We start from the raw sequence: 25,889 nt of genomic DNA, 5'->3' as shown, positions 1-25,889 counted from the left end.
TCGCTGCCCCACCCCGATCCGCGCACGAGCCGCTCTGCCGCTGCACCGCGACGGTCGGCGCCCCGCTGTTCCCACCCTGACGGCAGCCCAGTACGCCGCCTCTGCAAGATCGCCCGCCACGACACCAAGGTGAGCAGCTTCTCTCGCGGCGCGTCGATCCATGCGGGCCCACACCGTCCACCCGAAGCCGTTCCAGGCCCTGCGGACGCATGGCCTCGTCGTGGTTGGCGCAAGGACGTTCCCCCTCGGGTCACAGAGCGTGCGCGTGACGACTGAGGGCCGCCTCGCCCTGCACGTGCAAGAGCCTGCAGAGCCGCCGACCGCTGCCGCAGTGGTAAAGAGCCCGGTCCAGCGTCGGAGGTAAACGCGCCACCCGGCATCTCCCCTTTCCGAATGGAGCCTCCTATCACTGACCCCTTTTTCCACATCATTTCCCTGGGTGCCGGAGTCCAGTCCACCACGATGCTCGCCCTGTCCGCCAAGGGAATCCTCCCCAAGGCCGACTACGCCATTTTCGCTGATACCGGCTGGGAACCGCAGGCCGTCTACGCGCACCTTGACCGCATCGAGGAGGAGATCGCACGACCGGCAGGAATCCCCGTCCTCCGCGTCTCTTCCGGCAATATTCGCGCCGACGCCCTCGATCCCAGCCACCGTTTCGCGAGCATGCCACTCCATATTCGCAACGCGGACGGCAGGCCCGGAATGGCCCGACGCCAGTGCACAGTTATCTGCACCAACTCCCCTCGTTGATCGACGTGATGGTCAGTGCGATCGACGAGGAGGAACACCTTGGAACTGCGACAGGAACTGATCGAGGGGCGGGCGGAGCTGCCCCGGGTGGGGGCCGTTGTCCCCGCTCGGGGCGTCCACCCGCCGTACATCGTCGTGAACGCGTACGACGACGAGATCGAGGCGGCTACCGCCTACCTGCGGGATCTGGCACTGAACGACTGCAGTCCGCTGACGGTACGCAGCTACGGGTACGGCCTACTGCGGTGGTTCCGGCTGCTGTGGCTGCTGGGGGTGACGTGGGAGAAGGCGACCGAGGCTGAGGTCGCGGTGCTGGCGGGGTGGCTGCGGACGGCCTCGAATCCGCAGCGACGGCGGACTCAACCGGGCGGACACGTGCCCGGGTCGGTGAACCTCAGGACCGGCAAGCCGACGCTCCGTGCCGGATACGCGCCCAGAACGATCAACCATGCGTTGTCGGTGGTCAGCGGCTTCTATGGGTTCCACACCCACCAGGGCAACGGGCCGGTGGTCAACCCTGTCCCCATCTCGCCGCAGCGCCGACATGCCCTTGCGCACCGGAGTCCGTTGGAGCCGCGGGCGGTCGTGGGGCGGACCCGGCTGCGGCAGAAGGTCTCCGACCGGCCGCCCCGTTCGATTCCCGACCGGCTGTGGGACGAGCTGTTCGATCGCATGGGCTGTGAGCGTGACCGAGCCCTGCTGGAGTTCTACGTATCCAGCGGCGCCCGCGCGGTCGAACTGCTCGGGGTGAGGGTGAACGACATCGACTGGGCCGGCCAGCGGATCTACGTGATCTCCAAGGGCACCCGGGAGAGGGAAGCGGTGCCGGCCTCGCCGCAGGCGTTCGTCCGGCTGGCCCGGTATCTCGACGAAGCGGGCACGCCGGCACGGGGCGAGTCGGTCTGGCGAACTCGTCGCGGGAGCGATCGCCCCCTGTCCTACTGGGCGATGCGCCGGATCATGCAGCGGGCGAACGAGCTGCTGGGCACGAATTGGACCCTGCACGACCTTCGGCACACGGCGGCGTCCCGGATGGCCAACGGCGGGAAGCTCACGCCGGTCGAGGTCCAAGCGATCATGCGGCACGCCAACATCCAGACCACCAGCCGCTACCTGACGGCGCGGGTGGAGGAGATGTTCGACAAGCTCGCGGAGCACTACAGCACGCCGCGGCCGGCGACGAGCTACCCCACCGGGTACTCCGCGGATGACATCAAGGTGGTGTTCGGTGGCTAGGTCCAGCACGACCACCGGTGTCAGCCGCCGTCACGGGCCCATCGTGGAGGGGCTCACTTTTCCCAGCAGGTTCGTGGGCGGCCCGATGAAGCCGCAGCCTGCGGTCTCGGAGCCGCCGCCGCGACCGCACGGAGAACTGTCTGCAGCGTCGATCAACCACATCTCCAAGCTGGCCTTCGACGTCTGGGAAGACGCTTCCACCGTTACCCGGCACCAGCGCGCCCAGGCCACCCGCGGCATCCTTCAGTACCTGTCCACCCACCCGGGGCACACCTGGCAGGACCGGTGGGACGCCAGCCCTCTGGGCAAGGGGCTGATCAAGGCGAACAGTCTGGGTGCCCGCCGGACGACCGGCCTCGCGGTCACCCCGGGGGTCCGCACGCTGTTCTGCCTTCGCGTCGTCCAGCCCACGATGCTCGCCTTCCGGCAAAACCAGCTGAACAACTTCACGCCCTTGTTCATCTCCGCGCAGAACGACCCGCTGCTGGTCACCTTCGAGGAGCACATCGCCGCACAGGAGCTGCGGCTCAAGCACCAGCGGGAGGCAGTGCTCGACATGTGCACGCTCCTGACCTACCAAGGCGTCGCGCTGGCCGACGTCACGCCGGAGTCGATCCTCCAGTACGCGCACGACAACCGGCTGGCCCGCTGCCGCCTCCAGCCCGGGCAACCGGCCTCAAACCGCCTGTTCGGGCACGGGATGTGGACGGCCCTGATCACGATGGGGCGGTTCCCGGCCTCCACGCCGACGACTATGCGGGCGGCGATGATGCGCGGCCAGCGGACCATCGAGGAGCTCGTCGATCAGTACGGGATCCGTGACCAGGCCGTCCGCGGCCTGCTGATCGACTACTTCGGCCGGCGCCGAGCGGATCTCGATTACTCCAGCCTGAAGCAGCTCGCGCTCCTGCTGGTCAAGCACTTCTGGGTGAAGATCGAGCAGCTCAACCCCGGCCAGCAGGGCCTTCGGATCGCACCGGACCTCTATACGCGCTGGCGCGAGACGATCCGTCTCAAGGACGACGGCACCCACCGACGGGGCCAGGACGACATCGTCATCTCGGTCCGCAGCTTCTACTACGACCTGCACACCTGGGCTGCTGCTGAACCCGAACGCTGGGCAGCCTGGGTCGCGCCGTGTCCCGTCCCACCTGGTGAATTCCACGGTCTGGGCGTCCGCCGGCGGAAGGGGACCGAACGCTCCGCGGACCGCACCCGGCAGCGCCAGCCGCTCTTGCCCGTCCTGGTCGAGCACGTCGAGTCCCGCTACGACCATGCCCGGCTCCTGCTCGAACGCGCCGACCAGGCCGCCGACGGGGAGGAGTTCACATACGCTGGCAACGCCTACCGCCGGGTGATCAGCGAATCGGACCAGAAGAGGCTCCGGCACGGCGACGCCGTTCCCACCCGTGTGCTGGACCTGGACTCCGGTGAGCTGAGGCATATCGGCACGGAGGAGGAGGCTGCCTTCTGGGACTGGGCGGCAGTGGAGACCTTGCGGCATTCCGGAGTCCGCATCGAGGAGCTGTGCGAGCTGACCCACCTCAGCATCCGCCAGTATCAGCGCGCGAACGGCGAGGTCATCGCCCTGCTCGTCATCGAACCGTCCAAGACCGACCGCGAGCGCGTCATCCCGATGTCGGCCGAGCTGTTCCACGTCATCGCCTCGATCATCCGGCGCCATGGCCGGCGAGGAAGGCCGATTCCGCTGGTCAGCCGCTACGACCCGCACGACAAGGTCTGGAGTGCGCCGATGCCGTTCCTCTTCCAGCGCCAGAACGGAGCGATCGGATCGAAGATCTTCAACCCCGGCACCATCCAGAAGATGATCAGCCGACGCTGTGAGGACCTGGCCGAGACCCACCCTGGCTTCCGCGGGCTGAAGTTCACCCCGCACGACTTCCGGAGGATCTTCGCCACCGAGCTGGTCAACAGTGGCCTGCCCATCCATATCGGCGCCGCGCTGCTGGGTCACCTCAGCATCCAGACCACCCGCGGCTATGTCGCCGTCTTCGACGAGGACGTGATCCGCCATTACCAGGCCCACCTCCACAAGAGGCGCCAGGTCCGGCCCTCGGAGGAGTACCGGGACGCCACCGAGCAGGAGTGGACCGAGTTCGAGGAGCACTTCGACCGCCGCAAGGTCGAGCTCGGCTCCTGCGGACGCCCATACGGCACCCCCTGCCAGCACGAACACGCCTGCATCCGCTGCCCGATGCTCCACGTCAATCCCAAGATGCTCGCCCGGCTCTCCGAGCTCGAAGCCGACCTCCTGCAACGCAGGACGCAGGCCGAGGCCGAAGGCTGGATCGGTGAGATCGAGGGCACCGACCTCACCCTCACCTTCCTCCGCGCGAAGCGCGACGAGACCCAACGCCGAGCCCAGCGACCGGCCGTCCACCTCGGCATCCCCGCACGCCGCCGTGCGGAGGAGTCCGAGTGACGTTCCCCAGACCGATGCTTCGAAGCGATTTCGGCGTACCTCTCCGAGTGCTCCGCCAAGTACAGATCTACGTGCACCACCGGGTAGGTGACGGGATGACTGCCTCACCGTCGCAGGGCCGTGCCGAAGTTCCGTTCAGAGGCTGCCATGATCTCGTCATGGACGCGGCCATCGAGAAGATTCTGAAGCGGGAGTTCGACGCAGAGGAGGGGAGCTTTCTACTGCGGTTGCGTGGGGACCTGGAGTGGGATCGTTCTGCTTTCACCCGCCTTGAACGGGCTATGCGGGTTGCGTGCGAGCAGTCTCAAGGTAACGAGAAGCTCGATCGGTGGCTGGCCGAGGGGTTCTATGAGATCGCAACGTGGGTCCCGACGTGGACCTCACATCCGAACTTCCCACGGCCAACCCCCGAGACCTACTACGAGGACTGCATGGAACGAATCAGCGATCTGACCAGCTGGTTCTTCCGGGGCTGGCACGACTACTCCGAAGGACACCTTTGGCCTGATCTGTGAAGACCTGGCGATCAGGCTGCGACGCCATCTCCATCAACGGCCCCAGAACCGGCTCGCTGCCATCGAGCAAGACCAGGCGAGCGCAGCCTGATTTTCACATGGTCGACAATGAACGCATGGACGTCCCTGGGCTGCTCGAGTCAGCTTCCCTGCTGGTTTCGGAAGAGACTGCCACCGAGAACGACATCACGGTGCGAGATATCTGGGACTACCTCGTCCATGACGAGTGGGAGATTGCCCTGGGCCTGCTGGAGGAGCTGGGGGACGGTCGCTCGCTCCCTCTGGCGTTCTGGGAGAAGCTTGCCGACGCGGCTGAGCAGCTCCGTCTTGAGCGGAGCGCAGCTTGGTGCCATTGGCGGTGTTCCGAGACCCGCAACGGCGTGATCCGGGCGGATCTGACGCTCCGTCCTGCCGCCGAGGCGCGACGCACAACGCCAGTCTCCGGCGCCGGTGTTCTGCGGCCCATGTGGGACATCGGCCACCTCTCGCCCACAGGTGGACGTGCGGTCAGCGTTGCCCGTCTCTGGGTTGAGGACATGCCGTATCTGGAGCCCGGCGAGCGAGCCACAGTTCGCCTCGTGCCCCTCACTCCCTCCCACTGGACGCACGTCCAGCCCGGCCAGCAGATCAACATGCACGAGGACCGCACTGTGGCAGGCACCGCAGTCATCCTGGAGGTTCATCGTCCTGCCGCCGCCAGGCCCGCGGGATGATGTCGCTGGCTCACCTCCTCCCTGGTGCACATATCTCCGTACTTGGTGGAGCACGCACAGGAGTACGCCGACAAGCAACGAGCTGTCACCGAAGGATGACGCTCACACCCCGTTCCTCGAAGATCTCCAGGAAAAGGTCGAACAGCACAAGCTCGCGATCACCGGCGGGCACGCGTTCCGCCAACCGCGTCCGAGCCTCGGCAGAGAAGTCCCAGCGCAAGGTGAACGGAGTGGTCGCGCCCCAGCCGCCTCTCAGACAGTCGTCCAGAGCGTCCAGGTTCCAGCCGAAGTATCCACCGGGTCCGTTGATGGCCTCACCGATCGCGCAGTAGAAGGTGTCCCGGTCAGCGATGTGTCGACCATCCAAGGTGAACACCTGGCCTGCAGGCGCATCGGGCTTCCCCTGGCGTTGGTACTCCCGGGACCATAGGGCCACCGACAGCCATGCGTGTCGGTCCTCGGGTGCGAGTTCGTGCCACATTCCGGTGTGGTTCAGGCGACCGGTGCGGACCAGCTCCCACGGTCGTTCAGCTCCAGGCAGGGCGTTCTCGCACCAGAGCGTCACCGTGAGGTCGACGAGGCCGGCACCACTGGCGGAGGGCTTGACGTCGATGACGGTGACCTCGTTGACGAAGTAGGACCCCATGGTGGCACCGTCACCATCGAGGAGCTCGAACCAGGCGTTCCCCGCCACGGCACGACGACTGCCGACATGGTCGACGCACCTCAGTAGGCCACCCTGCGGGAGGCAACCCGCCAGGTGCACTCGGCGCGCTCCTTCTTCATCCGCCAGGGGCGTGAACAACCCCTCCGCTTCCTGAGCGAAGCCCCAGAAGTCGCTGTCGTCCTCGCCCGAGGTCAGCGAGTACTTCTGCCCATCGTCGCCCCGCCCAGATGTTTGCATCGCACCCCCATTGAGAGCGCTGATCTTACCGACGCGTGGGGATCTGCCCTGCGGTCGCCGGCGCCGCTCCCACCCCTGACCCCCATCCCATCCATCTCGGAGGCCCTTTGACGAATCACATACCCGCCTTCACCCATGAGGGTGAAGTGCAGAGAAGTACCGGCGAATACAAAATAAAGCCGATCAAGAAGAAGGTGCGGGAACTTCTCGGATATCCGTATCCGCAGCGCATTCCTGCCTCGGTATTCGTGGAGCAGTGGGTGGGGATCTCCACCGATGAATTTCATCGCGCCAAGGATGCCGATGTCCGGTACATGCACAACCGGCATCCCCTGATCGACCTCGACTGGTCGCGCGAGGACTGCCTGCGTTACCTCACGGCGATCGGTTTGGGCGGAACTCCGAAGAGTTCCTGCCTCGGGTGCCCGTTTCACGGCAACCGCCAGTGGCGCCGCATCCGCGCCTCTCCGGCCGAGTGGGACGACGTCGTCGCCTTTGACGCCGAGATCCGCAAGGGAGCCGCGCACGCGACCGCGTCCGGCCACCCCCTGCTCGGCGAAGCCTTCCTCCACCGGTCCCGCATCCCCCTCGCACAGGCACCCATCGACCACGTCACTGGCGCCGAGCGCGCTCAGCTCAACCAGCAGCTGACCCTGGACGGTGCGGACGAGGGGGACCTGGAGACCGGCGCGGAGGAGGGCTGCTCGCCGTGGGCCTGCCGCGGCTCCGCCGACACGCCGGGCCCTGACGAGTTCGGCCTGGCATCCTGATCCGGTAATAAGTCTTGCCCGCCCGCGCCGTCGGCCTTTCAGGCCGACGGCGCGGGCTTTTGATGCCTCCGGCTTTCTGTCCGCTTATTCCGCTCCAGAAGACGCGGGTAGCGGAAATGGACTACGCAAACACCCGGCACGCATGTCAACCTACGAGCTCGTAACACGATCTTGCTGAATCGTCCTGGTAGGACGTTACCGGTGTGATGATTCGGCCGTTCGTGAGGGCGTGGGTACTCGACCGTGGATCGTGGACGATGGGCTGTGGGCGTTGATCGAGCCGTTGCCGCCACCGTGGCCGGAGCGGTCTCCGGGGCCGAGGCCGGTGTCGGACCGGCTCTGCCTCCAGGGCATCCTGTTCGTCCTCTACAACGACATAGCCTAACAACTCCTGCCCCTGGAGCTGGGGTTCGGGTCGGGGCAGACCTGCTGGCGCCGACTGGACCGGTGGCAGCAGGCAGGTGTCTTCGACCAGTTGCACCGGGGCCTGCTCGCGGAGCTGAACGCGGCCGGTGAACTCGACTGGTCCCGTGCTTGTGTGGACGGTCCCCATATCCGCGCGAAAAAGGGGGCGCCGACACCGGTCCGTCGCCGGTCGACCGGCGGAAGACTGGCAGCAACCACCACCTGATCTGCGATGAGCGCGGCACCCCGCTCAAACATCACAACCGCGGCCAACGTCAACGACGTCACCCAGACCCTCGCCCTGGTCGACGGCATCCCACCCGTCGCAGGCCGCCCCGGCCGGCCCCGCAGACGACCCGACGCCCTGCTCGGCGACAAAGGCTACGACTCGAACCCCCACCGCGACGAGCTCCGTCGCGTCGCCGACGAGTCCCGTCCCGTCCCGCCCGTCATCTCCCGCAAAGGATCACCGAACATCGGTGGAGTGGAGCAGGTCGAAGGTCTGTTCGACGACGTAGCGGAGCTTGCCGATGAACTCCACGACGCCTTCGTCTCCCTCGCCTGCAGCCTCATCTGCTACCGGCGCCTCAAGAAGACCCGACCATGATCGTGTTACGAGCTCTACGGACATTCGTCAACCCTCGACTTGAAAGGCGAATCGAAATGCCATCTTCCCTCCCTGTACTCGCCCCCGACTACGAAGCGGGTCCGCTTCTAGACCTCCTCACGGTGCGTCGCGGACGCTCGTGGAAACGCGCCCTGCCGATGTCCACGCGACGTCGCCGGACGGACGGCTCTACATCGGGTGGCTCCCCGAGGACCCCGGCGCCTGGGCGCGAGGCATCCACGTACGCGTCACCGCGCCCTCTGCCGGCCATGAGCCCTGAACGCAGGAGTTCGGCATCGGCACCCCCCTCACCGCCGTCACCGCCGTCACCGCCGTCACCGCCGTCACCGCCGTCACCGCCGTCACCGCCCTTGTGGACTGAACACCCACCGGCCACACCCCGCTCGACGTCCGATCACGCCGAGGACTCCCTGTCCTCCGGCTTCAGCTCCCACACGAGAGGACCTCCATGTGCCCGACGACTACACCGTCGACGACCTCATCGCCGTCGCTCCGACAGGTTCCCGGATACCTCCGGGTCCGCCTGGCTATCCAGCCCGACTTCCCCTTCGCGCACACCCTGTACCCCTCGATAGTCGTCAGCGGGGGCGTCGCGTACATCGCCGAGGCCGGGCAGGACGGCCACCTGCCACCCGCCGCGACGCGGGCCCTCGCGTGGGGCTGACCAGAATGGAGCCCATCCTGTACCTGCACCAGCACGCCACCCGCCGCGTACCGGACGGAAGTGACGGAGCCCTCGTCCTCAGCGCTCCCGCTCCCATGACAGTCCCATCCGTATCGCGTGGCGCTCTCGGGGAGTCCCCCTGCTCCCCGGCCAGATGAGTCTCCTGTGGGAGCCGGGCGCCGACTCCGGATGGGACGTCCAGGCACACCTGGGTCTCGCCAAGGACTCGGTGCTCTTGGCCTCCTGGCCGTCCGTCCCCGATCACTGGCCGGAGGTCGTCCGCCCCACGCTCTGCGAGGTGCGTGGCCTCTTCTCCGCCTTCCGCCTCACGAAGAAGGCACTCACGCTCGCGCTCTCCTGACCGACGACAGGGCCGCTCCGCACATGTGCGGAGCGGCCCTGTCGTTTCTTCCCTGGGCTGCTTGTCCAGCGAGGCAGCGTGGGCGAACCGTCTACGTGAAGTACAGGCCCCGGAAGGTGCCATCACGCCCGAGGGCGTGGAGCGCCTGCTTGACCGTCGGGTAGGTGGTCCCGCCGGAGCGGTAGAGGGCGTCGATGTCGTGGCGGCCCATCTCCGGCTCGTACCAGACCGTGCCGCATCGGCAGGCGATCCACACGTTCCGCCCCTGGCCGATGAAGGCCCAGTCTCGGCGGGCGCCGCACTCGGCGCACCACACGGGCATGCCGCGCAGGTCGTACTGGCCAGCGTGCTCCACGATGCGGACCGCCTCGGGTCCTGTGTCACTTCCCGGCTCGTGGCGCGGTTCCGGGTCCGGCGAAGGGGCGGGGAGGGGCCGGTGGCTGATGGTCTCGGTGGTATCGGCCGTGGGCTCGGTGGCGGTTCTCACGGAGGCTCCGTTCTGCTCGGTTCTCTGGCTTAGCAGGGGTTTTGGCGCGGTGTCGAGGGCTTTACCGCGTCGGGTTGGGGCGGCTGGCCGCCTGCTCCTTTGCTGTGCGCGGGCGGTTCGCGGCCCGGCCCGCGTCGTCGTTTGGGCCGTCAGGAGAGGGGAGGCGGGCGAGACGGCGTATGCGCCACACGAGGACGTCTTCGACGCTCACGGCAGTACGCAGTTCACGCGCGTCGGACGCCTCCCGCAGCAGGGTCTCGGGGTCGTAGCCAGCCTCCTGCGCCTCGGCGAGGGTGGCGGTGAGGGCGTCCATCGGCGGCGTGGAGCGCGTTCCATGTCCGGTGCCCGCCGGTGTGGTGGCGACGACAGCGTCGAGGCGGGCGCGTTGCTCGGCGGGAAGGTGGGCCGCGCGGCCCCGGAGGGTGGCCATGGGGGAAGCGGCGGCCATGCGGTAGGCGGAGCGCAGGTGTTGGGCTGTCGAGCGGGCGGCGGCGGCCTGCTGGGCATGCCCGCGCGCCGCGTGCCACCGCGCGGCGGCGGCGACGGTGAGGAGGAGGGCGGTGAGGATTGCTGCTGCGGCGGCTCCGTCGTCGCGGCGGGGGGTTCCGGCGTGGATGATCTCTCGGGCTGCGGCGCGCAGCGCGCGCAGGTCGGCGTTCTCGGCGCGGACGTGGCTTCGTGTTGCTCGCTCGAACGCCCTTGCTGCCTGGAGTATTTCGGTGCGGGTCGGATCGTTCGCGGTGGCGGCGAGTGCGTCGAGGACTGCTCCGGTCCCGGCGAGGTCGTCCGCGGCGTCGTCTGCGCCGCGTGCAAGGGCGTGCTGAGCGCGGTCGAGGCGGGAGGTTGCGTGCCTGCGGGCTGCCTCTGGGCGGCTGGCGCGGGCTGCCTGGACGCTCAGAGGGGCGGTGGTGTCCGGGAGGGCCTGGCGGATCTTGGGGAGGGAGAGGTCGGGGGCGAGGGTGCTGCCCGCGTACCAGATCGGGGTGTCGTCGTCGGGGAGGGCGACGGAGTAGCCGAGGACGTCGCCGCTGGGCCCCTTCTTGTGCCTGACGAGGATGCGGGCGGCGGCGAGGCGGTCGAAGAAGTCCTCTTCGGTGCCCGCGGCGGCGAGGGCCTGGCGTACGGCGGTGCGGAGGGTGTCGCTGGGGAGTGCGGGCAGGTTCAGGCGCTCGGCCTTGCGCCGCTCCCCCGTGCTCGCGCGCTTCGCCGCCGTGCGGTCTCCGGGGTTGAGGCGGCGCAGGCCGAGTTCGGCTTCGAGTTTGCGGCAGGCGGCCTGGGCCTTGGGGTAGTCGTCGCGGGGGTAGACCTTGCGCAGGTCGCCGCGTACGAGGGTGGCGGCGATGTGGATGTGGTCTCGGGCGTGGCGGACGGCTACCCATCGGCAGCCGTCGTCGTCTCCTTCGCTGCTGACGCCGACGGCGTGAAGGACTCGGCGGGCGATCATGTCCCATTCTTTATCGGTGAGTTCGCGATCCTCGGGTGCGGCGCGGACCGAGCAGTGCCACACGTGGCGCTTGTGCAGGGCGTCGCCGAGCTGGGAGGGGCGCAGGTCGAGGGTGTTCGCGAGGTGCTTGAGGGTGGCGTTGGGGTTGCAGCCGGGGTCGGGGGCGAAGCCGTCCCAGGAGCCGACGAGGTGGGGGTCGGTGTGTTCGTTGTGGCGGCCGGGCCCGTAGAGGTAGGCGAGGAGGCCGTGGATGCGGCTGCCCCGGGTGATGTTCGGGTTCATGCCGACCTGCGCTTCGCGAGAGCGGTCGCCGCGTCGTCGATCGAGGCGAGGACGCGGCGGAGGCGGTCGAGGGTGTGCGCGAGGTCGTCCGGGTGCGGCGCGATGCCGAGGTGCGTGGCGCGCGTGAGCTGGTTGAGGTTGTTGCCGACGCGGGCGAGCTGGGCGCGCGTGAGCGCCAGCTCGTCGATGACCGTGTCGCGCTTCTCGTGGGGTTCGAGGGCGGTGGTGCCTCGCGCGGCGGCGAGTCCGGCGGCGGCGAGGAAGCGCGCGGTGGTTACGGCGCGGCGGCGTGCGGCGGCGAGGATCTCTTCGTGCTCGGTCTCGGCGAGGCGGGTGGTGACTTTGCGGGTGCGCTGGCGCGGGGCGTGGTTGCGGGGGCGGCGGCGCGGAGCGCGCGGGGGCGTGGCGGGCTTGTCCGTTTCCGGGACCGGCGCCCCCTGGTGCCGGTCCCTGTCCGTCGGGTTCCCGGGCGCCCTCGTCCGGGAACCCGACGGGCCGCCCCCGCCCTCCTGGGCGGGGGCTCCGTTCGTCCGGCCGTAGGACGGTCGTACGGTATAGCTTGCTCGGCCGGTGGCCGTGTCCTGTCCGGTGGCGGCTTCGCCGTCGGGGGAGGTCACTTCGCGCGGTTCTGACCGTCGGCGTCGCTGCCGCGCAGCACGGCGGCGATCCAGTCCATGGCGAGCACCGGGTGGTGCAGAGTCCAGGGGAGGCTGTCCGGTCGTTCGCGGACGGTCCAGGTGCCGTCCTCGTGCGCCTCGACCGCGTGGACGTGACCGGCACGGTGGAGGACGGTGAGCCAGACGTCGGCCTCGGTGACCGTTGCTCGGGTGGTGCGCATCGCTCTTCTCCCTTTCCTGGGTCGGCCGGACAGCGCGGCTGTCCGGCCTCCTCTCGGTGTCCTCCGCCCGGACAGCCGGGCAGAAGAGAGGTGTCGGCAAGTGACCGGACCGGCCGGGGTGACCGGGGCGGCGGTCTGCACAGGGAGGGTGACCGGCCGGACTGTCCGGCCGGTCACCCGGGTTCTCACCCCGGACGGTGTCCGCTGCGGGACTGTCCGGGCTGGTTCTTCAGGGCGTGCACCAGCTCGGTCAAGCGATCGTTGGACAGCGTGAGGTCGCGTCCGCGGATCGCTTCCGCGACGACCTTCCGGGTGAGGCGGCCTTCGGCCCGCACCGCTTCGCGCGCGATCTGCAGCAGTCGCTCGGTATGGTCCGGGTCCTGATTGGGCCTCTGGCCTGGGCGGACAGGGGCTCCCGCGCGGGGCGCCGTCCGGGTGGGCGTGGGGCGCGGGCTGTCCTCCGCCGCCGTGGACGGCCCCTGCGGAGCGTCCGCCGCAGCAGCCCCCTTGATCAGGCGCGGCCCCGTCTCCGTACCGGGGGCCACTCCGGTTGTCGGCCCCGCGTTCGTAGCGGTCAGGCCGGGCAGGACCGGCTGTCCGCCCTCGTGCGAATCGACCGGCCTGTCGCTCCGGATGCTGTCCTCCCCCTTGGCGGCCACGGTGTCGTGCGGAGCGTCCGCATTCTGCTGCTCCACCGGCTCGGACACCCGACTGGCCATCAGAGCTTCGCGGTGCCCACGCTCGTCGACCGGGGCGGCGGACACCTCGGGTGCCCGGTCCACAGAGCGGGCGTCCACGACCGTTTCAGGGCGCTGGCGGTCGAGGGTGGCCTTCTTGGCAGCGGAGCGGGCCTTGTCCGTCCCCCGGTCGATGAGGATGTAGAGGTGAGTCGCCCCGGCGAGGGCGAGCGGTGCGATGGTGGACAGTACGGCGACCACCTTGTCGCCCAGATGCAGGCCCTGGGTGGCCGTCGCGACCTCGTTGAGGCGGACGGCGTGGATGCCGTTCGCCCAGATGCTCGTGGCCGTCGCGGCGCCGAAGAGCCCCCAGAGGTACGCGCGGGCACGCAGCGGGGCGTCCTGGAGGACGAGGAGAGCGCGGACGCCGTAGGCGATGAAGCCGTCGATCACGAGCGGGAAAAGGTAGGTGAGGGCGCCTCGGACGTGGACGGACACGGCCATCTGCTGCAGGGAGTCGTAGGAGAGTGCGCAGGCGGCGCCGCCGAGGGCGACGACGACGGCCCGGTCCCACCAGGTCGCGGAGCTGCGCTTCGAGTCGCTCACGCGGCCGTCCCGAAGTCGTCCTGTTCGCCGCCCTGGGCGTTCGCGCGATGTTCTTCCGCACGGCGGGCGGCGCGCATCATCTTCTGCGCGTGGCCGGGTGTGATCTTCAGGATCCGGGCCAGCTTTTCCTTCGAGTAGCCCTGGCGGTGCGCCCCGGCGGCGACCGCTTTGCGCTCGGCCGCGCTCAGGTGGATGTCCCGGCCGTCGAGGGCCTCGGCGACGCGGCTGCGGTCGAGACGGTCGGCGAGGCCCTCGTGGAGGGTCGCGCGCTCTTCCTCGGTCACGCCACCCCGGATCCCCCAGGTGTCGCGGGTTTCGAGGGCGGCATCGAGGCAGGCCCGGCGTACGGGGCACTGGGCGCAGAGGCTCTTGGCGGCGGCGATGCGCTCGGCGTCGTCGGGGACCGGGAAGAAGATCTCCGGATCGACCTGGTGGTACGGGGTGCTGTGGCACACGGCGTCGGCCTGCCAGGTCTGGTCGCCGAGAAGCCGGTGGACGTAGCGGGTGGGGTCGAGGCTCATGGGTATTCCGATCCGCCCCCGCGCGAGTGGGCGTCGCGGGGGCGTGGGCGCGGTAGGGATCCGGGAGTTCAGGCGGCGGAGCGGCGTCTGCGGTCGGCGCCGTCGAGCACGACGCGGTCCGTCATCTCCGCGAGACGGCTCGCGATGCGGTCGCCGAGGGTGGCGCGCAGGTCCCGGATGGGCAGGTTGGTGGTGATGAGCGTCGGCAGCTCGTGGTTGTACCTGCGGTTGATGAGGCGGTACGTGATCTCCTCGACCCACTCGCTACTCCGGGCGGCCCCGAGGTCGTCGAGGAGCAGGAGCGGGACACGGGACACCCTGGCGAGGACACGCTCCGGGTCGCTCCCCGGCTGCGGCCTCAGCTCCGCGTAGAGGTCGGCGGCGGTGGTCGCCTCCCAGCGGACGGCGAGGCCCGCGTCGGCGAGCGCGCGGACCGCGCCGTACGCCTCGTGCGTCTTCCCCACGCCGGTCGGCCCCGCCAGCAGGAGGCTCGGCCCGGTGGTCACCGCCGCGCGGGCACCGGGATTCGGGCGCTCGGCGGCGGCGACGACCTGGTCGGCCCAGACGCGGACCGCCGGGTGGCCGAGGGCCGCGCCCCGGTAGCGCGGGGGAATCCGCGCCTCGTACCGTCGTGCGAGGTCCGGCTCGGGGCCGGTCTCGGGCAGAGCGCGCGGGTCCAGGCCCCTGGCCCGGAGGATTCGCTGGACCGCGCGCAGCGGGCCATCGCCGATGCGCACGGGCTCGCTCGTGCTCACAGTTCCTCCTCGTAGGCGGAAGCGGCATCGGTGGGGTTCGTCCAGGCGCTGTGGGCCCCTGCGAGCGGGCGGTTCATGGCGTCGTTCACCAGGCTCGGCAGCCGCGAGGGATGGCCCTGGATCTCGCTGTACCGGCCGAGACCGGCCCGTACGTGGACCGGGTCGATGCCCTCGGCCAGGAGCTGCTTGATGACGCGTCCGAGGTGGCCGAGGACGCCCTGGGGCGGACGCCGGGGGCAGGAGCGGATGTACTCCGCGAGCAGAGAGTCGGCCTTGGGACCGGCCTCTGGCGCCTCGCGCCCCGTAGGGGAAGAAGATCCAGGATCCAAGATCCTAGATCCAGACGCCGAGGGCTCGTCGAGCCCTCGTGGAGCCCTCGACGAATCCGCCAGAACCCCCCTCTGACCTGCGCCTTCCGCAGAGACAGCGGCCTTGCTCTCTTCTGGCGTCTCCGTCGTGCCGGGCGCGGCCGAGGAGAGACTTTCGAGCCCGACCCGAGACGTCGCGCGGGCCTCGCGAGGGCTCGGCGAGGGCTCGGCGACGGGTGCGCGAGGGCTCGGCGAGGACTCACCGAGGGCTTCGCGAGGGGTCGTGGAGACGCAGGGGCCCTTGCACCTGCCGCACCGGTCCTCGTGCTGGTGCTCGGGGCAGACCGGCGTACGCGACTGACTGGGCCGGTCGATCTTCTGGTGCTCCCGCCAGCCGGTGATGTGCAGGTAGGAGCGGCCGTCGCAGCCCGTGTACCGGCAGATGAGCCCGGCTTCGGCGAGCTGGGTGAGGTCGTCCTCGACGTGCACGGGGGTGTGCTCGGCACGCAGGGGCCACAGCACCCCGGCGATGATCGCCGCGTTGTCCCTGTGGCGGCCGAAGTCGTCGGCCTGAGTGAAGAGACCGATGTAGGTGAGGACGCTCGGCGGCGAGCAGGTCGCCACGCGCTCGTTGGTCCAGAGTTCGGGCTTCACCGTGCGGATACGTGCCACGTCAGCCCACCCGCCCGACGATCTCGTCGCTCCGGGTCAGGGTGGCAGTGGCGAGGACGAGGGTGTTGGCCTCGCTCCAGTCGGCCTCCGGCCAGGCCCGCATGATCCAGCGAGCGGCGATGTGGGCCGTCGTGCGGCGCACGGTCAGCGTCGTCCCGTTTTCGTCCTTGACGATCGTGTACGGGTGGGGCCACGTCCGGCCCGGGTCGGTGAGGCTGACGCGGATCGTGGCCGCACCCGGGATCATGTCTGCGAGCTGCGCAGCGAGCCGCTGATGGCGGTCGGCGTCCGGGCACGACGAGGTTCCGCTCGGCGTGGCGAGCATGCGATACTCCGATGCTTGTAGCGCGGTCCGGCGGTTCTCGTCCAAAAGCCCCGCCGCCCGCGAGCTTGATTCGGCCCCCTCTTCGGGGGCCGGCCCCGGCGCTTGGGAGTTGGTAGCTCCCGGGCGCCGGTCACATTTCTTCTGCGGGCTCGCGGCCCGCGCACGCGCTTCCCCTTTCGCCCCGCGTCGCCTCGGTCGGCGATCTGCCGGTACGGGGATCACGACCATAGGCCGAGCCCTCCGTGCAAGTCCACCCCTTCACACCCGCTCTGATCAGGCACGCGACACTGCAATGGACGAAGCAACACCAGCGAGCACACCGCAGTGCTGCGCAGTTGTCCACTGTGGTGGGTACAAACCCTGCCTCGACCTGCATGATCGCCACTGGAATGGATAGGCTGGTCGCCGTGACGAAGGGCTGTAGATGACGGAGACGAACGCCGCGCGGTCGTTCGCGGAGCTGCTGGACTACCTGTTCCGCGAAGTGCACCCCAAGGGGCGCGGCCCGTACACATACGCAGAGGTCTCACAACGCATCCGTGAGTCCTCCGACATCGCCATCTCCGCAAGCGCGATCCAGCAGCTTCGCACCGGGATCAACACCAACCCGAAGATGCAGACCATCCGTTCGTTGGCCAGCTTCTTCGGTGTGAGCCCCGCGTATTTCTTCGATGAGGAGGAGGCGGAGCGGCAGCGTGCCGAGATCCAGGTCCTGGCCGCCATGCGTGACCGGGATGTGCGGAACGTCGCCCTGCGAGCAAACGGGCTGAGCGCGTCGAGCCTGCAGATGCTCGCCACCGTCATTGACCAGGCGCGCAAACTGGAGGGAATGCCCGAGGACGTCGAGAACCCCGGACTTCTCGACGACTAGGGGGGCGTCTCCTCAGGGTTGGCCCTCCACGCCGGGTTGACCCTCCTGCATCAGCACGATCACGCGGAGCAGATCGGTGCGCATGGGACGGAAGCTGATGATGCGAACAGCGATTTCGCGGCCTTGGTGATAGGGCAATCGGAGCCGGGCCAGTTTCCCGTCCGTGTGCTCGACCAGCTCGCCCTGCTCCCAGATTGCCCGCACGAAAGGCGATCCAGCGCGGACCTCGCGCTCCAGTTGCGACAGACTTTCGTCACGGGGGTACCGAGCCCGCTCGTAGCGAATCTGCCCGAGGTACGAGTGCGCCCAGGTCTCCTCCCAGTCCACGAGCTGCTCGCGCGCCTCGGGGTCGAGAAGGGCCCACCGCATGAGATTGGCCCGATGCGCGGCCCACGGGAACCATCGCGTGAGGGGGGCGTTCACCCCGATGATGTTCCACGCGAGGTCTGTGACGTAGGCGGGATTGGGGGCCTGATTGTCCAGGAACCGCTGCAGCGCTTCGTCCATCTCAACCGCCGCCCGCGCGTCCGCTGCCGCCGGAGGCGCCGGCGGATGACCCACCGTCTTCATGTACAGCGCGTTGCGCTCGGGACGGCTCAGTCGCAGCACGGTGGCCAGTCGGTCGAGGACCTCGGCGGAGTACCCCGCCTGCCTACCACGCTCCAGGGTTCCGTACCAGCGCTCACTCACGCCGACCAGCCGTGCCACATCGCGCTGCGTCAAGCCCGAGGCCCTGCGCCCGGCGGCCCGCAACCCCGGGAAAGCGCGAGGGCTGAGGCGCCGCCGCCACGATCGCAGCAGTTCAGGAAGCGATTCCGCGTCGAGCGCCTTCGCGCCTTGCTCGTGCCCCGCATCCATCCCGCGAGAGTAGCCCGGCCGGATAGGTGACTTGCGTCACAACACGCGCACCCACTTCGCGTACGACACTCCACATAGTCACCGCGAGTGATTGGACATAACGGATAGTCGCCTGTTCAAATATTGCGCTCAGTCTCCAAGGCGTGCCGAAAGGCGGGCACTTGCGGAAGGCTGCCGTCCGCCCGGCGTGCCCCTCGGGCACCACTACGCTCGCGCGCCTCACCTTTGGTAACCGGAATTACAAATTCCGGAACTCCGAGTTCCCCTCTCCTCTTGGCATTCTCGCGCTCTGCCACTCGTCACCCGCAGTCGCTGCCTGCCGACGCGAGAGGAACACCTTCATGCCCATGCCAAATACTGAGATTCGTCTGCGTGCTGCCTGCGAGAAACTGGTGGACCGGCTGGCACTCCCCCATGGTTTCAGCACCCGAGAACTGTGCCAGGCGATTGCCGCCCGTCGGGGCAAGCCAATCAAGTTGCGCCCGCTTCCCGAGGCCATGACCGCCGACGCACCCTGCGGCATACGGATCGAACTCCCCGACGTGGACCTCCTCCTGTTTGAAGAGGGCACCTCGGTACACCACCGTCGGCACATCCTTACCCACGAGCTGTGCCACGTGTACTGCGATCACCCCGGGAGCGTGTCGCTCGATGCCCGCCAAGCCGGTGCCATCGGGATCAACACCACGCTGGTGGCGCGCATGTCCGGCAGGACGAGCTACACGACAGCCGACGAACGAGAGGCCGAGACGATGGCCTCCATCATCCGTCAGCGCATGTACCGACACCGCGAAATGCCCTCCCGGCACCCGGCGAGGGGCGCGGACAGTTGGGACGCGCTCTTCGCTCGTCCGCTCAAGAGGGGCGGGTCCCGCCCGTGATGGACGCTCTCTTTCTCGGCATGGGCTCCCTCCTCATAGTGGGCGCCGCCTACTGGTCCGTCGGCCGAGGAACTCCACGGCCGACCGGAACATGGGCCATGAGCGCCCTCCTGACCGCCTTCGCCCTGGCCTTCTTCTCCTACGCTCCGTCGGTCCAGAACACCGTCGAGAACGCGGTACCGCACGTGGCCCGTCTGCTGAGCAACGTGGCCTCCGTGTGTGCAGCCACCGCCGTGCTGGCCGTCATCTTCCAACTCGACCTGGAGCCGGTCGAGGCCAGAGGCAGGATTCGCCGACGCCTTCTGCTCCTCGCCGCCTCGGTCGCGGCGATGACCGCACTCTTCGCGGCGGAGGAGGCGTTGGATCGGCCGCGACTCCGCGCGCTCTACCTCCTCGTATTCGTTTCTCACCTCGGCTTCGCCGCCATGGACTTCCTCCTCCAAGCGGTGCGCCAGTCGCAATCAGCCCGTCGCGCGAGCGTCCGCGTCGGACTCCGGATCGCCGCCGTAGGTTGCCTGTTCGCGCTGGTATACGTCGCGTACAAGATCGTGAGGCTCGTCTCCACGGCCGTCGGCGTCGGTCTCGTCCACCACACCGAATGTTCCTCGCCCGTGAGCGGTACCTGCGCCTTCAGCGTCACCGCTCCCGCGCTCGCCGTACTCCTGATCGGCGTCGGCCTCACCCTGCCCGCTATCGCGTACCCGATCAGTCACACGCGGAGAATCCGTTGGGAGACGCGGTCTCTGGCCGCACTCGAACCCTTGTGGCATGACATGACGGCCGTGATGCCGCACATCGTCCTGGACGACTCCGCCTTCGCAGACGCCTCCGCCTTCGCAGACGCCTCCGCCTTCGCAGACGCCTCCGCCTTCGCGGACGACTCCGACTACCTTCTTCACCGGCGTGTCGTCGAGATAAGCGACGGCATTCTCGCCCTGCGCCCCTACCGGTCTCGCGCGGTACGGGAGAGCGCGGAGCGCATCTACACAGCCGACACGGACGAGAGCGCCGCGGCCGTAGAAGCAGCGCTCGTCAGGGCAGCCCTGGCCGCATTCAACGCCGAACTGCCGCCCGTCGAACTAGCCCCGCCGTCGCCCCGAGCCCTCGCCCAGACCGACCTGCGTGGAGAGGCGAAGTGGCTCGTTCTCGTTGCCCGCGCCTACAACCGCCAGACCGGCCCCGTCGCCGACGACGGTGAGCCTCGACCCGTAGGAGCCTGAGTCCATGACCGAACCCACAGCCCACGGCCCGTACTCCGCCTACACAGCAGCCCGCTCCGCCTGCCCCGTGCAATTCGTCTCCTCCGGGCCGACCGGCAGAAGCAGTTACCTGGTCACCGGCTACTCCGAGGCCCGGCAGGCCCTCGGTGACGCCCGGCTGTCAAAGGACACGGCCGCCTTCTTCGCGGGCAAGGGATCAAGCCGCGCCCTTCACCCGGCCCTGGCGCACCACATGCTCGCCAGCGATCCACCCGAGCACACCAGGCTGCGCAAACTCGTGACCGGGGCGTTCACCACCGGAGCCGCCGCCGAACTCCGTCCGGCGATCACCCGGATCACCAACGAGCTGCTCGACCGCTGGACGCCCGACGAGCCCTTCGACTTCGTCGCCGGCCTCGCGGGCCCCCTGCCCGTCACCGTGATCTGCGAGCTGCTCGGCGTCCCGGACGAGGACCGGCCCAGCATCCGGCGTTGGTCCGCCGAACTCTTCGCGGCAGCCGCGCCCGACGTCATCGACGCGGCCTCGCACTCCCTCGCGACGTACATGACCGAACTCGTCGCGTCGAAACGCGCACACCCCGGTACCGCCCTGCTGGACCGCCTCATCGCCGCCCACGACGGGCACGACGCACTGACCGAGGACGAACTCGTCTCCCTCGCCGTGCTGCTTCTCGTCGCAGGCCACGAGACGTCCACCAACTTCCTCGGCAACGCCCTCTTGGCGCTCCTCCTTCACCCAGTGGCGAAGGAGCACCTTCGCGAGCACCCCGACCGAATCCCGTCCGCGCTCGACGAACTGCTCCGCTTCGACTCCCCGGTAAGCACCGCCACGTTCCGCTTCACCACCGAGCCCGTCACGCTCGGCGGCACGGAGATCCCCGCGGGCCGCCCCGTCCACATCGCACTTGGCGCCGCCAACCGCGACCCCGCCCGCTTCCCGGCCCCGGACACCCTCGACCTCGACCGCGACGCCGCGGGACACCTCGCCTTCGGCCACGGCATCCACCGCTGCCTCGGCGCCCCACTCGCGAAAGCGGAGGCCGAAATCGCCCTGGGGGCGGTACTGCGCCGCTTCCCCGCCATCCGCCTCGCCGTCCCCCCCGAGCACGTCCGCTGGCGCCGGACCCGCCTCGTCCGCGGCCCGGAGTCGCTTCCGGTCCTGCACAGCGGATCGGAGGGCGTGGCGCGCCCTCGTCCCTGCGATTGACGTGGCGGGCTGAAGGGCGGACGGCGGTATCAGGGTCCGCGCGGCGGGACGGACGCCGGCCAGGCCGCGACCGGGTCCGAGGACACCGCGATGAGGACAAGACCGGAGAGCCCGGTCACCGTCCGGATCGAGTCCGCGAAGACCTCGGTCGTCCAGGCCGCCACGTCGGTGGTCCACTCCCGTACGTCGCACTGGAAGGCGAGTGCCAGGCGTAGGCGCTCGGCCTGCACCATCCCCGCGAGCGGTCGGGTGAGCCCAGGCATCGCGGCTGCGGTGGCGGGCTTGCGGCTGGCCACCCGCATGTTGCCGTACGTACGGGCGAGCGCCGCTTCCCGGATCCCGTCGGCCCGCTCGGCGAGGCGCGCCGAGGGAAGCGCGGACACCGTGACCGTCAGCTTGGTCGCGTCGGCACAGTTGCACCTGCTCGAACTTCTAGATGTCGCGGTTGTCCGGGATCATCAACGGGACGCTGCCGGTGACCTTCCCGGTCCAGTAGTGATCACTCGCGTTGGCCGCCGTCCGGACCCGTATGCGCAGGGTCTGGGCGAGGTTGTTGGCGGGGGCGGTGGGGATCGGGGCGAGGAAGGTCAGGGTCTTCGAGGCCGGGTCCCAGCTCCACCGCACCTGAGTGACGCCCAGCTTTTCGAGATGGGCGGTGATCGTGTTCTCGTTGACGGGCGGTGCTGACTCACCCCTCTCGCAGAGGGCGCGTTGGGCAGCGGGGCAGTGGTTCTGCTTCTCGCACACCGTCGAGCCGAGGATGTGGAAGCGGTCGGGCTGGTCGAGGACGTAAGAGAGGGCGCAGGTGTTGGTTTCGTAGATGGGGTAGTCGCCGTAGGTGTCGGGCAGGTGGGGGAGCATGGCGCGCATCTGCTCGGGCCAGACGGAGGAGGCGCGTTCGACGTCGTCCTTGGCGTTGTCGGCGAGTTCGGGCCACAGGCCGGTGAGGAGTTCGTGTCCGCCGGGCTTGACCTTGAGGCCGATGGCGACGCTGCACCGGGCGTACTGGGTGACGTGGTCGAGAACTCGGGTGACGGCCTCGGGGGTGGAGTTGGTGGGGAGGAACGGGCGCCAGTAGTGGATGACGGGAGTGCCGATGTGGTGCAGGGCGGGGAAGTTGGCGCGGAGCGCGTCGTGGTCGATGCCCTGTTCGACGTCGGGGCCGAGGCCGGAGTACGAGAGGTAGACGATCACCCGAAGTCCCTTGCGCTGAACGGTCTCCAGGCAGGTGAGGACTTCGGGGGTGAAGGCGCACTTGGTGATGAGGCAGACCGGGTTGGGGATGCACTCGGCGGCCAGGGCGTGGAGCAGCTTGATGAGGTGGGCGCGGTTGGGCGGGGTGGCGAGGGCGTCGGTGCAGGTGTAGAGGGCGAGGACGGCGTCGCGGTGGTAGTACGGGCTCGCGAGGAGCTGGGCGACCGTGTCCTTGGGGGTGGCCACCTCGACGGGCTTGACGAGGGTCTGGCCCCGGTCCTTGAGGTAGCAGTACCCGCAGTTCTTCGGGCAGCCCTGGCGCGGGTTGACCGCGATCCAGGACTCGTGCTGGTCGACGACCGGCTCGTAGAAGCGGGACGCGAGGGGAATGCTCTTAGGCATGGGTGTCTCCCGGATCGGTGGATGTGAGACCGCGAGGGCGCGGGGCAATCAGCTGAGGACGAGCTGCTTGAAGAGGACGCCGCGGGTGAGGTAGTCGGGGGTCATGTCCCAGGTGTGGGTGCCGGGGCTGAACAGGACCGCGTCGCCGGGCCGGGCCAGCGTGCGCGCGGTGGCGGTGGCGTCCGTGAAGTCCTCGGTGACGGTGGTGGGCAGGTCGAGGCCGCCGTCGGTGAGGGCACGGTGGATAGCTCCGGCGGTCTCGCCGAAGAGGACGAGGTGGCGGACGCGGCGCATGGTGGGGGCCGCGAGCGCGGTGAAGTCGGCGTCCTTCGTGTCCTTGCCCCCCGCGATCAGGACGAGAGGACGGTCCTCGAACGCGCTGACGGCGTGGAGCGTCGAGTACGGGTTGGTGGCCTTGGCGTCGTTGTAGAAGGCGATGCCCGAGCGCTCGGCGACGAACTCCAGGACGTGTTCCTTGCCCCGGTAGGCGCGCGCGGCTTCGGCGATGGCCCGGTCACCGACCCCCCACAGAATCACTGCGGCTGCTGCCGAGACGACGTTGGCCAGGACACCGCGGGCCGAGAGGTCGGCCACGGTGAGCAGGGCCCGTTCACGACCGTCTTCACGCGCGAGGACGTACCCGTTTTCGACGTACACGCCGTCGAGGCTTGCGGGCAGGGGGCCGAGGGCGCTCGTGTAGAGGAGGCGCCCGGGGACGGCGGTGACCAGGCCCCGGGCTGTGGGGTCGTCGTAGGAGACGACGGTGGCGCTCGCGTCGGTGTGGCGGCGCAAGATCTCCGCTTTGATGCGGTGGTAGGTCTGCCAGGAGTACAGGTTGCGGTGTTCGGGCTGGATGTTGGTGATCACCGCGACGCTCGGGGCGAAGGCGTGCACGTTTTCCAACTGTGCGGCGGAGACCTCCAGGACGAGGACATCGGCGGGTTTGGCGGTGGAGAGCGCGGGGGCGAGCGGGATGCCCATGTTCCCGGCGCGGTGGGCAGTGATGCCGCAGGCGTGGAACATGTCCGCGATGAGCGCGGTGGTCGTTCCCTTGCCGTTGGTCCCGGTGACCGCGACGATCGGGCAGGGCGTGAGCTGGTGGGCGAGTTCGATCTCGCTCCAGACCGGGACCTGGGCCTCGGCGGCGCGGCTGAGGGCCGGGTGGTGGGCAGGTATGCCGGGGCTTCGGACGACGAGGTGGTAGTCGGCGGGGTCGGGCGCGGTCACACCGAGCTGGTAGTCAACCGGGTGGGCGGACAGGCGCGCGCGGGCATCGGTGAAGGTGCCGGCCTCGCGCTGGTCGTGGACGGTGACGTGGGCTCCGCGTTCTGCGCACAGGAGGGCGGCGGATTCGCCGCTGATGCCGAGGCCCAGGATCAGGACGTGGGCGTGCTTGATCTGCATGGCGGCCCCCTTCGGGGCGAGTAGGTGGGGCGTCCTGACCGCGAGCGGGCGGACGCCCGGACCCAGTCAGGCCGCTGTGTCGGTCAGCTCCCGTACGACGGCCATGTCCTCGAAGGGGAGGGCGGCTTCGCCGATGAGCTGGTAGGTTTCCGCGCCCTTGCCCGCGACGAGGACGGTGTCGCCGGGCTCGGCGAGGGACAGGGCACGGGCGATGGCCGCGCGGCGGTCGGTGATTCGGTCGTAGGGGGTGTCGGTGGTTCGCACCCCGCGTTCGACGGCGTTGATGATGGTCTCGGGGTCCTCGGTGCGTGGGTTGTCGCTGGTGATCACGACGTGGTCGGACAGGTGGCCCGCGAGGGAGCCCATGGGGATGCGCTTGCTGGCGTCGCGGTCGCCGCCGCAGCCGAAGACTGTGAGGAGACGGCCGGAGCTGACCTCCCGCAGGGTGCGCAGGGTCTTCTCCAGGGAGTCGGCGGAGTGCGCGTAGTCGACGACGATGCTGGTGCCGTCGGCGCGGCGCAGCGTTTCCATGCGGCCCGGAATCTGCGGCAATGTCTCCAGGGCGTGAAGGGCGGCCTTGGTCTCGTAACCGAGCCGGTGGCAGACCGCGACGGCAGCCAGCGCGTTGGCGACGTTGAACCGGCCCGGGATGGGCAGGTGGGCGGGATACTCCTGGCCGTCGTGCACCAGGAGGAAGCGGGTGCCGGTGGCGGAGACCTCGAAGGCGCGTGCGGTGAAGTCTGCGGTCTTGTCCATCCCGAAGGTGGTCGCCCGCGGCATCCGCTCCAAGATCTCCTGACTGACCGGATCATCCGTGTTGACCACCGCGTCGGAGGACATCCCGGAGAAGAGCAGGAGCTTGGCCGCCTTGTAGGCGTCCATGGTGCCGTGGTCGTCGAGGTGGTCAGGGCTCAGGTTCGTGAACACGCCGATATCGGTGAAGGCGTGATCGAGCCGGTGCTGCCACAACGCGAGTGACGACGCTTCCATGACCACGGTCCCCGCGCCCTGATCGGCCATGTACCGCAGGATCGGCTGGAGTTCGACTGCCTGCGGAGTGGTCGGCGTGGTGGTTTTCAGCGGGACGGGAATCCCGTCGACGCGCGGGCCGCCCGTGCCGATCACTCCGACCGGTGCCGTACTGAGCGCGGCGATGACCGACTCCAGCATCGCGGCCGTGGACGTCTTTCCGTTGGTGCCGGTGATGGACACCACCCGCATCCGCCGACCCGGCTCCCCGTGGAGGCGCGAGGCCGCCAGGGATGCGGCCACCGGGGTGCTCTCCACGCGTGCGATGGTGAGAGCGGAGGGAAGCGGGTGCGCGGTAGTGCTCACGAGCGCGGCGACTGCGCCCTGCTCGACGGCCTGCTCCAGGTGGGCGTGCCCGTCCACGCGCCGTCCCGGCACCGCCACGAAGAGGAAGCCGGACCGTACCTGCCGCGAGTCCGTCGCGATGCCGGTGACGTCGGTGTCGGCGTCTCCCTGGAGGAGGTCGTGCGGGTGTCCGGCGAGCAGTGCGGCCAGCTTCATCGTGGAGCCCCTTGG

26 protein-coding genes and 2 pseudogenes are annotated in these 25,889 nt (G+C 69.2%); 13 read left to right on the top strand and 15 right to left on the bottom strand.

Going from position 1 to position 25,889, the window contains the following annotated elements; genetic code table 11:
• Window positions 1-462: 462 nt before the first annotated feature.
• The 5 genes and pseudogenes from STTU_RS24920 to STTU_RS24900 form a co-directional block, all read left to right on the top strand.
• A pseudogene (locus STTU_RS24920) lies at window positions 463-726 on the top strand (hypothetical protein); the annotation flags it as partial.
• A gap of 66 nt (window positions 727-792) precedes the next feature.
• On the top strand, window positions 793-1,989 hold the full coding sequence (locus tag STTU_RS24915; RefSeq protein ID WP_043256271.1) for a tyrosine-type recombinase/integrase: 1,197 nt from the start codon (window positions 793-795) through the stop codon (window positions 1,987-1,989).
• A complete protein-coding gene (locus tag STTU_RS24910; RefSeq protein WP_234019314.1) occupies window positions 1,982-4,432 on the top strand; it encodes a tyrosine-type recombinase/integrase in 2,451 nt (816 codons plus the stop codon). Before STTU_RS24915 ends, STTU_RS24910 begins: the two co-directional genes overlap by 8 nt.
• Window positions 4,433-4,590: 158 nt before the next feature.
• Window positions 4,591-4,947, top strand: coding sequence for a hypothetical protein (locus tag STTU_RS24905; RefSeq protein WP_043256266.1), 357 nt, complete (start codon window positions 4,591-4,593; stop codon window positions 4,945-4,947).
• 98 nt (window positions 4,948-5,045) lie between these two features.
• Window positions 5,046-5,660: a hypothetical protein gene (locus tag STTU_RS24900; protein ID WP_007827950.1), complete on the top strand. Its 615-nt coding sequence runs from the start codon at window positions 5,046-5,048 to the stop codon at window positions 5,658-5,660.
• Between the two features lie 85 nt (window positions 5,661-5,745).
• On the opposite strand, the gene STTU_RS24895 is transcribed toward STTU_RS24900, so the two are convergent.
• Window positions 5,746-6,564, bottom strand: a complete 819-nt coding sequence (locus tag STTU_RS24895) for a barstar family protein (protein ID WP_007827947.1) — start codon at window positions 6,562-6,564, stop codon at window positions 5,746-5,748.
• Window positions 6,565-6,671: 107 nt separating this feature from the next.
• On the opposite strand from STTU_RS24895, the gene STTU_RS24890 reads away from it, so the two are divergent.
• The 4 genes and pseudogenes from STTU_RS24890 to STTU_RS24865 all read left to right on the top strand — a co-directional run bounded on the left by STTU_RS24890 (window position 6,672) and on the right by STTU_RS24865 (window position 9,392).
• Entirely contained in the window at window positions 6,672-7,334 is a 663-nt protein-coding gene (locus STTU_RS24890) for a hypothetical protein (RefSeq protein WP_007827945.1), read from the top strand.
• A gap of 247 nt (window positions 7,335-7,581) precedes the next feature.
• Window positions 7,582-8,346, top strand: a pseudogene (locus tag STTU_RS33485) (IS5 family transposase).
• Window positions 8,347-8,815: 469 nt separating this feature from the next.
• Window positions 8,816-9,031, top strand: coding sequence for a hypothetical protein (locus tag STTU_RS24870; RefSeq protein WP_007827940.1), 216 nt, complete (start codon window positions 8,816-8,818; stop codon window positions 9,029-9,031).
• Window positions 9,032-9,185: 154 nt separating this feature from the next.
• On the top strand, window positions 9,186-9,392 hold the full coding sequence (locus STTU_RS24865) for a hypothetical protein (RefSeq protein ID WP_007827939.1): 207 nt from the start codon (window positions 9,186-9,188) through the stop codon (window positions 9,390-9,392).
• A gap of 91 nt (window positions 9,393-9,483) precedes the next feature.
• Here STTU_RS24865 and STTU_RS24860 read toward each other — a convergent pair whose 3' ends face one another.
• The 9 genes from STTU_RS24860 to STTU_RS24820 all read right to left on the bottom strand — a co-directional run bounded on the left by STTU_RS24860 (window position 9,484) and on the right by STTU_RS24820 (window position 16,307).
• Window positions 9,484-9,879, bottom strand: a complete 396-nt coding sequence (locus STTU_RS24860; protein ID WP_007827938.1) for a hypothetical protein — start codon at window positions 9,877-9,879, stop codon at window positions 9,484-9,486.
• Between the two features lie 61 nt (window positions 9,880-9,940).
• Window positions 9,941-11,605: a relaxase/mobilization nuclease domain-containing protein gene (locus tag STTU_RS24855; protein WP_007827937.1), complete on the bottom strand. Its 1,665-nt coding sequence runs from the start codon at window positions 11,603-11,605 to the stop codon at window positions 9,941-9,943.
• Window positions 11,602-12,222, bottom strand: coding sequence for a MobC family plasmid mobilization relaxosome protein (locus tag STTU_RS35675; protein WP_043256255.1), 621 nt, complete (start codon window positions 12,220-12,222; stop codon window positions 11,602-11,604). Before STTU_RS35675 ends, STTU_RS24855 begins: the two co-directional genes overlap by 4 nt.
• A complete protein-coding gene (locus tag STTU_RS24845; protein ID WP_007827935.1) occupies window positions 12,219-12,443 on the bottom strand; it encodes a hypothetical protein in 225 nt (74 codons plus the stop codon). Before STTU_RS24845 ends, STTU_RS35675 begins: the two co-directional genes overlap by 4 nt.
• Window positions 12,444-12,628: 185 nt before the next feature.
• The gene (locus STTU_RS24840) at window positions 12,629-13,726 is read right to left on the bottom strand and encodes a DUF2637 domain-containing protein (protein ID WP_043256253.1); all 1,098 of its coding nucleotides are present in this window, start codon (window positions 13,724-13,726) and stop codon (window positions 12,629-12,631) included.
• The gene (locus tag STTU_RS24835) at window positions 13,723-14,247 is read right to left on the bottom strand and encodes a WhiB family transcriptional regulator (protein WP_007827933.1); all 525 of its coding nucleotides are present in this window, start codon (window positions 14,245-14,247) and stop codon (window positions 13,723-13,725) included. The genes STTU_RS24840 and STTU_RS24835 overlap by 4 nt, the downstream gene beginning before the upstream one ends.
• Window positions 14,248-14,315: 68 nt before the next feature.
• The gene (locus STTU_RS24830; protein WP_043256250.1) at window positions 14,316-15,002 is read right to left on the bottom strand and encodes an ATP-binding protein; all 687 of its coding nucleotides are present in this window, start codon (window positions 15,000-15,002) and stop codon (window positions 14,316-14,318) included.
• Window positions 14,999-15,982 (bottom strand): hypothetical protein, encoded by a 984-nt coding sequence (locus STTU_RS24825; RefSeq protein ID WP_043256248.1) that lies wholly within the window; start codon window positions 15,980-15,982, stop codon window positions 14,999-15,001. Before STTU_RS24825 ends, STTU_RS24830 begins: the two co-directional genes overlap by 4 nt.
• Before the next feature lies 1 nt (window position 15,983).
• Complete coding sequence (locus tag STTU_RS24820; RefSeq protein WP_007827930.1) at window positions 15,984-16,307, bottom strand: hypothetical protein; 324 nt, start codon at window positions 16,305-16,307, stop codon at window positions 15,984-15,986.
• A 424-nt stretch (window positions 16,308-16,731) separates the two neighbouring features.
• On the opposite strand from STTU_RS24820, the gene STTU_RS24815 reads away from it, so the two are divergent.
• Complete coding sequence (locus STTU_RS24815) at window positions 16,732-17,178, top strand: helix-turn-helix transcriptional regulator (protein WP_007827929.1); 447 nt, start codon at window positions 16,732-16,734, stop codon at window positions 17,176-17,178.
• Window positions 17,179-17,190: 12 nt separating this feature from the next.
• On the opposite strand, the gene STTU_RS32290 is transcribed toward STTU_RS24815, so the two are convergent.
• Window positions 17,191-18,036 (bottom strand): helix-turn-helix transcriptional regulator, encoded by an 846-nt coding sequence (locus tag STTU_RS32290; RefSeq protein ID WP_007827927.1) that lies wholly within the window; start codon window positions 18,034-18,036, stop codon window positions 17,191-17,193.
• 341 nt (window positions 18,037-18,377) lie between these two features.
• On the opposite strand from STTU_RS32290, the gene STTU_RS24805 reads away from it, so the two are divergent.
• Genes STTU_RS24805 through STTU_RS24795 form a run of 3 tightly spaced genes read left to right on the top strand, consistent with a single transcriptional unit; the run spans window position 18,378 to window position 21,344 of the window.
• Window positions 18,378-18,917: a hypothetical protein gene (locus tag STTU_RS24805; protein ID WP_052862420.1), complete on the top strand. Its 540-nt coding sequence runs from the start codon at window positions 18,378-18,380 to the stop codon at window positions 18,915-18,917.
• A complete protein-coding gene (locus STTU_RS24800) occupies window positions 18,917-20,137 on the top strand; it encodes an MAB_1171c family putative transporter (RefSeq protein WP_052862542.1) in 1,221 nt (406 codons plus the stop codon). Before STTU_RS24805 ends, STTU_RS24800 begins: the two co-directional genes overlap by 1 nt.
• Before the next feature lie 4 nt (window positions 20,138-20,141).
• A complete protein-coding gene (locus tag STTU_RS24795; RefSeq protein WP_052862419.1) occupies window positions 20,142-21,344 on the top strand; it encodes a cytochrome P450 family protein in 1,203 nt (400 codons plus the stop codon).
• 29 nt (window positions 21,345-21,373) lie between these two features.
• Here the strand turns inward: STTU_RS24795 and STTU_RS24790 are convergent, their stop codons facing one another.
• The 4 genes from STTU_RS24790 to STTU_RS24775 all read right to left on the bottom strand — a co-directional run bounded on the left by STTU_RS24790 (window position 21,374) and on the right by STTU_RS24775 (window position 25,874).
• On the bottom strand, window positions 21,374-21,727 hold the full coding sequence (locus STTU_RS24790; protein WP_007827920.1) for a hypothetical protein: 354 nt from the start codon (window positions 21,725-21,727) through the stop codon (window positions 21,374-21,376).
• Window positions 21,728-21,776: 49 nt separating this feature from the next.
• Window positions 21,777-22,940 (bottom strand): hypothetical protein, encoded by a 1,164-nt coding sequence (locus STTU_RS24785; RefSeq protein WP_007827919.1) that lies wholly within the window; start codon window positions 22,938-22,940, stop codon window positions 21,777-21,779.
• 48 nt (window positions 22,941-22,988) lie between these two features.
• Window positions 22,989-24,344 carry a UDP-N-acetylmuramoyl-L-alanine--D-glutamate ligase gene (murD, locus tag STTU_RS24780; RefSeq protein ID WP_007827917.1) on the bottom strand — a complete coding sequence of 452 codons (1,356 nt, stop codon included), beginning with the start codon at window positions 24,342-24,344 and terminating at the stop codon, window positions 22,989-22,991.
• Between the two features lie 66 nt (window positions 24,345-24,410).
• A complete protein-coding gene (locus tag STTU_RS24775) occupies window positions 24,411-25,874 on the bottom strand; it encodes a UDP-N-acetylmuramoyl-L-alanyl-D-glutamate--2,6-diaminopimelate ligase (RefSeq protein ID WP_007827915.1) in 1,464 nt (487 codons plus the stop codon).
• Between the last annotated feature and the right edge of the window lie 15 nt (window positions 25,875-25,889).

Origin of the sequence: Streptomyces sp. Tu6071 (genome assembly GCF_000213055.1) — a bacterium.
In the GTDB taxonomy this organism is placed as follows: domain Bacteria; phylum Actinomycetota; class Actinomycetes; order Streptomycetales; family Streptomycetaceae; genus Streptomyces; species Streptomyces evansiae.
This window is presented reverse-complemented; position numbering and strand designations above follow the sequence as displayed.